This window comes from Pragia fontium DSM 5563 = ATCC 49100, from assembly GCF_900112475.1.
GTDB lineage: Bacteria > Pseudomonadota > Gammaproteobacteria > Enterobacterales > Enterobacteriaceae > Pragia > Pragia fontium.
This window is the reverse complement of sequence record NZ_FOLW01000026.1, coordinates 1-5,471: the sequence shown is the minus strand read 5'-3', so window position 1 is coordinate 5,471 and position 5,471 is coordinate 1. Positions and strand designations below refer to the sequence as shown.

General features: G+C 43.7%; 4 protein-coding genes. All 4 read left to right on the top strand.

All coding sequences use genetic code 11. The annotated features are described in order from the left end of the window. Nucleotides 1-1,316: DUF2345 domain-containing protein (locus BMZ28_RS17160; RefSeq protein ID WP_139211658.1), on the top strand; the 1,316-nt coding region annotated here is incomplete at its 5' end. A 9-nt stretch (nt 1,317-1,325) separates the two neighbouring features. Continuing rightward, complete coding sequence (locus BMZ28_RS17155) at nt 1,326-2,210, top strand: DUF4123 domain-containing protein (protein WP_074825151.1); 885 nt, start codon at nt 1,326-1,328, stop codon at nt 2,208-2,210. Between the two features lie 11 nt (nt 2,211-2,221). After that, nucleotides 2,222-5,062 (top strand): T6SS effector BTH_I2691 family protein, encoded by a 2,841-nt coding sequence (locus BMZ28_RS17150; protein ID WP_074825149.1) that lies wholly within the window; start codon nt 2,222-2,224, stop codon nt 5,060-5,062. Continuing rightward, on the top strand, nt 5,062-5,471 hold a 410-nt coding region (locus BMZ28_RS17145; RefSeq protein ID WP_217639207.1), incomplete at its 3' end, for a hypothetical protein. The genes BMZ28_RS17150 and BMZ28_RS17145, both read left to right, overlap by 1 nt.

Sequence of the window (5,471 nt, the reverse complement as noted above, 5' to 3'; positions counted from 1 at the left end):
AAAGTGCCGGTGACCGTCAGCAGGCCTATGTCATTAGCTTTACCGGTATTCCTTACGATGTATTACGTCCTTATCGCCCGGAACGTTTAGTCTGGCCAACCATTAGCGGTACTTTACCGGCTCGGGTGACCAGCCCGGATAATGACACCTACGGCTATCTGGATGTGCAGGGGCGTTATCGGGTGAAGATGGACTTCGACCTGAACGACTCATGGCGTAAAGGGGAAGAAAGCCTGTGGATGCGGCTGGCTAAGCCGTACGCCGGTGAAACCTACGGTATGCACTTTCCGTTAATAGACGGTACTGAAGTGGCCATCGCCTTTACTGAAGGTAATCCGGATCGGCCGTATATCGCCCACGGTATGCACGATTCACGTCACCCAGACTTAGTCACTGCCGCCAACCATAAACGCAACGTTATCCGCACCCCGGCCAATAACAAGCTGCGGATGGATGATGAACGCGGCAAAGAACATATCAAAGTCGCCACCGAATACGGTAAAACCCAGCTTAATCTCGGTCATTTGGTGGACGGCGAGCGTAAGCAGCGTGGGGAAGGATTTGAACTACGCAGCGATGAATGGGGCGCAATTCGGGCGGATAAAGGGCTGTTTATCAGTGCTGACGGGCAATCTACGGCACAGGGTGAGGTGCGCGAGATGGCTGCGGCGATGCAGTTGTTGGCAGAGGCTCACGCCCAGATGCAGGGATTAAATCATGCAGCGGAGCAGGCACAAGCGCTGGTGGCCGAAATCGAGGCGCAGAAAGCCCTGATAGAGCAACAGCTAAAGGATTTAACCGCCAGCGCGATACTGGTTAGTGCGCCGGACGGCATCGGTATTGTTAGCGGTGAGGATATGCAGTTGGCGGCATCGCGTAATGTCTATCTTACTGCCGGCAGTAATGCCGATATCGGCGTGGGCAAAAAGCTGACGATAGCGGCGGAAGATGCCATTAGTCTGTTTGCCCACCAGTCAGGGATGAAGCTGTTTGCGAATCAGGGCAAGGTCGAAGTGCAGGCGCAGAATGATGCCATGCAACTGGCAGCCAAGCAGGATATGGAGATCGCCAGTGTGGATGGCAAGGTGATTATCAGCGCCAAAGATGAACTGGTGCTGAACTGCGGTGGGGGGTATATCAAGTTAAAAGCGGGAGGGATTGAGTTAGGTTGTCCGAAGAATGTGGTGGTGAAGTCGATTGCGTTGCAGAAGATGGGAGCGGATTCAATGCAGGTGTTGAATGAATTGCCAGCCACGTGTCAGTCGGTACAGGATAGCGCTGCTGCCGACGGTAATGCGCTGATTCCCAGAGGTTAATGAATTGACATGATAAAACTGCAACGTCACCCAGAGAGTCTTATTGACAGCCTTCTACTTGATTACATTAAAACCTATAAAAATATATGGTTACTCACCGATCCCAGAGCAGGAGTTTATCCTCAAATCGCATGGCATGAAACTATTGCGGCAGAGCAGCGCTGGGTTATTCGAGATCCACAAGATAAGCATTCACATGATTCCAAGTGCCTACAGCTGTTTAAGCTGTCCGCTGCGGACATTGATCTCATTAAACAAAGTGTTTTAATCGCGAAAGGTGAAACACAATTCGCAGCTAATGCTATCTGTGGATGGTTTGTTAGTCCAAGATCGTCAGAGATGGTTATCAAACATTTAATGAATATGTTAGATCTGCAGGATCAGTCTCAACTAACCAGATATATGTTCCGTTACTACGATCGTAGAGTACTAAACTGGCTTATTGATATCTTGAGCCCTAAGCAATTAAGCAATTTGTTAGGCACCGTCGAGCATTATATTTTTAACGATAGATTCAATGAGGTCATCACGTTAAGCCATGATAGTCAGGTTATTGCTGAGGATAGGCCATGTTTAGTATCAACTCATCAACGAGAGCGTATTGAAAAAATAAAATGGTGTAATAAGACACTCTTGTTATTTAAAGAAATTGAACAGCGTGAATTACCAAAGGAATGTGAGCCGAGTTTGATGCAGGCGATAGAAAAAGCCTACAGGCTCCAGCTTAGTAAGGCATCGGATATCGTCGCCTATGGATATTATTCTCTGATATATGGTGAACAATTTAATCACAGACAGGATATTGAAGCATTAATTACCGATGGTGTTTTAGAGGGTAATAGTGTGAATAATATTATTAAAGCACAAACAGCAGTATTTCTATCAGGGATTTAAGGAGCAAGGACATGACTGATACAAAGAATGAAACAGAGGCAAAAAATGCAAAAATGGATCAGCAGCTCAATAAAATGGATCAAGAAAATAATCATGCTGCCGAACAGAATGCTACGGGAGGGGGATGTGCCAGATGCAATAAGTCCGGTGATTTCTTTCTATTGCCATTAAGATATTCCATTATTGGTAAAAATGAGAATAACAATAAGCCTCAGCCGACGGATAGAAGAAGTAAAAACGTTGAAATATTACCGCTGGGTCATCAGTTAGGTCAGGGAGTGGCTGAATTAAGTCTTCAATCAGCAGAGTATAATGTCAGAATGCTACGGGCCGGCTATCTGTATATTTTGGTAGAAAAACAGGAGGGCGAAGCATCTTGGCGAGCTTTCCAGGTCACCAAAGAAGGTGCGCTTTTTGAGTCCGATCCTAAGGATATGAAAGAGGATTTCCCGGAATTTTCCTGTGATATGAATACGGATGGAGTTAATGCCGCCTGTGTTGCTTTTGAAAAAATAGCAACGATCAAGGCGCTGTATTTATTATTTAATCCAAATATCTTAACGGAGAGAAAGCTGGATTATTATAAAACCATAGGAAAATCGACGCTGCAGTGCATTGTGCCACAGGCAAAATCCCAGCAGCCTCATGCCATTGCCCCTGATGATTTACCGAAACAGGTAGCAGAATTTTCCCTATCCGCATTGTTTAATACCCCGTTTTATCAGGGGGCTATTCAGGAATATCGCTCTTATCTTAGCTTGGCCGATGGTCAACGCGGCGATACCTTTACCGCATTAAAAACCTTTGTTGCACATTCAGTGTATGAAGAAGAGTCGGCGTTACAAACGTTGTCGGCTTATACGAATCAACTCTACCCAATGGAAAAATTTATGGATTCATTGGGGCGCTATCAGGGGCTAGTTTCTCAATTAGAAAAACATAATGGTATTGGGTTTGTATTACACGACCCGATTGGCATTACTCAGGAATTATGTAACTGGCGCAATGATGCGGTTGAATCAACTATTCAGCCATGGCTGGAGCAGGAAGATCAATATAAGGTTAAGAATAGCCAAAAATTACAGGCGTTAGGGCTGATTGAGAAAATAGAAAGTAGTTTTGTGAATAATCGGGCTTGGGGTGGATATAATTCTTATGAGCAAGATATTCACGACCAATATAAGGAAGCGCTTGAAGAATATGGTAAAAAATTTCCTAACGACAAACAGCGCGTTGAAGATATTTTAGATGATTCGGCTAAATCCTATAAAGAAACCTATTTGGCTCCACAAATAAAGGAAGAGATCAAATCAGGTAAATATAATACGCAATTTGCCACCAAGTACTTAAAGTATCTTGATGCTGATGAAATGCAGAAATTCAAACAAGAAACGGAAAATATTGAACAGGATGCTCAAAGCGCTGCTGCAAAAAGAACGACAGATCTCATGCTTTGGCTTTCTTCCGCGAATACACCATTATTAGCCGGATTGAGTTTTTATGATGAATGCTATGATGATGGCAATTTGTCGCAAGGCATTAATTTTTCCCATCAGACGGGCCTATGCATATTAGGGTTAATGGGCAGTCGTGAGGGAAATCAGTTATTAAATCAATGGTGGGCTGAGAAAACCGTTACGCCAGCTAATCTATGCTGGCGAAGCTATTGCCATAATAATCAACTGGCGATTGATGAGATTAAAAGTGTGATGACGCAGGTTTATAGCCAGAGTTCAGACGGTGAAGAAAAGAGCGCATCATCATCAGCAGCAAAAACTTTTGACGAGATAGTGTCTTACAGCAAAATGCTGCCGGATTTTTTTGATAAGTTAAATGCCTATATTGCAGCAGAAAATCGTATTGGAGGGGTAGCGCCCCTTAGTCTGGTTTGGATAACCACTCAGGGGCGGGCACTATTAGGTGCCAGTATTTCATCGAATCAAAATCCAACTCGATTATTTAGACTGCTTAATTTTACCTTACGAGCGAGCTTAGGGCGAAGGGCGGTGGCTCTGAGGATGAGGGAGCAGCCAGGAATCAATGCAAATATGTATCGAGGGCAGTTTAACCGGCGGATTACCGAAGGGTTGCAGTCGTTAAGCAATGCCCATCAGTGTAACTATTATCGGCTGCGCCTGACCACCACTATCGGATTTTTAGAGAGTGGATTGTTATTGCTTAGGGCATACCAGTTACCGAAAGACTCACGAGAGTATGCCATGTTGGTCAGTAGTGCCATGTTGACCACCTCAGCGATGTTAGAATTTTTTGCATTGGGGCAAGAGGTGATTTTAGGCCACTATGGCGGCGGCACTCTCATACGAGTAACGGATGTTCGATTTGGGCAGGTTAAGTTAATGTCTGCGGGTTTGGGAACGGTTGCTGGGGTTATTTCAGCGTATTGGGATATATTAGATGCAGTTGATTCTTTTAAATATAAACGTGGGGAATTAGTTTTTCTTTATGGAATAAGGTCAATTGGAACTCTTGCTCTGGTCACTAATCAAATGGGAATCGCGATTGGCTTGGCAGAACCATGGTTTGCTCGATTGTTGGTTGAATCTCAGGCAGGTAACCGCGTTGGTTTTACACTATTTTATCAGTTGTTACATAATACAGCGATGAGATATGCAACGGAAGAAGCCCAGGCGCTATTAATGCGCCGCGTATCTTGGTTGACGCTATTTATCATTGCTACTACAGGGTTAATATGGGTATTCAGTGATACCGAGTTAGAGGCGTGGATGAAAAAATGCTGTTTTCGTTTAAATAAAGAGCAAGGTAACGGTTATAGCGATGCTTCGAAAGAGTATGAAGCGGCGATGATGATATTAGTCACGGGAGAAAATTAATGTATTTTATCGAATGGGAGAGCTGGGAATATGCCATTGCCAGTGCTGAGCGTCGCAAAGAAGATGATGAATTAAAAAAAAAATCAAGTATAGGAAAAAAAGAATATCGCATCGATCCTGAAAAATATCAGCAGGAATTGGCTCAGGATCATACTCAATATCAATTTAGTGCAACCCCTTATTCTGAAGGGCCATTTTATGCCTTTAATGAGCGCTATCTAGAAATACGGGGGGGGTTTTTAGAAGAACGACGAGGGTTAATTACTTTAATCTCTTTATTTTATATATCATTAACCGTTATTTTTATCGGTTTTGTTTTTGCTTTTATATTAGAGTTCATACAAGACCCTGAATTGTTATTTTACAATGGAGGATTTGTCTTTGCTTTTATTGGCTTTATTGGTATGAG

Coding starts and splice junctions, on each gene's coding strand:
- BMZ28_RS17150 (WP_074825149.1), top strand. CDS start 2,222: ATGACTGATACAAAGAATGAAACAGAGGCAAAAAATGCAAAAATGGAT.
- BMZ28_RS17155 (WP_074825151.1), top strand. CDS start 1,326: ATGATAAAACTGCAACGTCACCCAGAGAGTCTTATTGACAGCCTTCTA.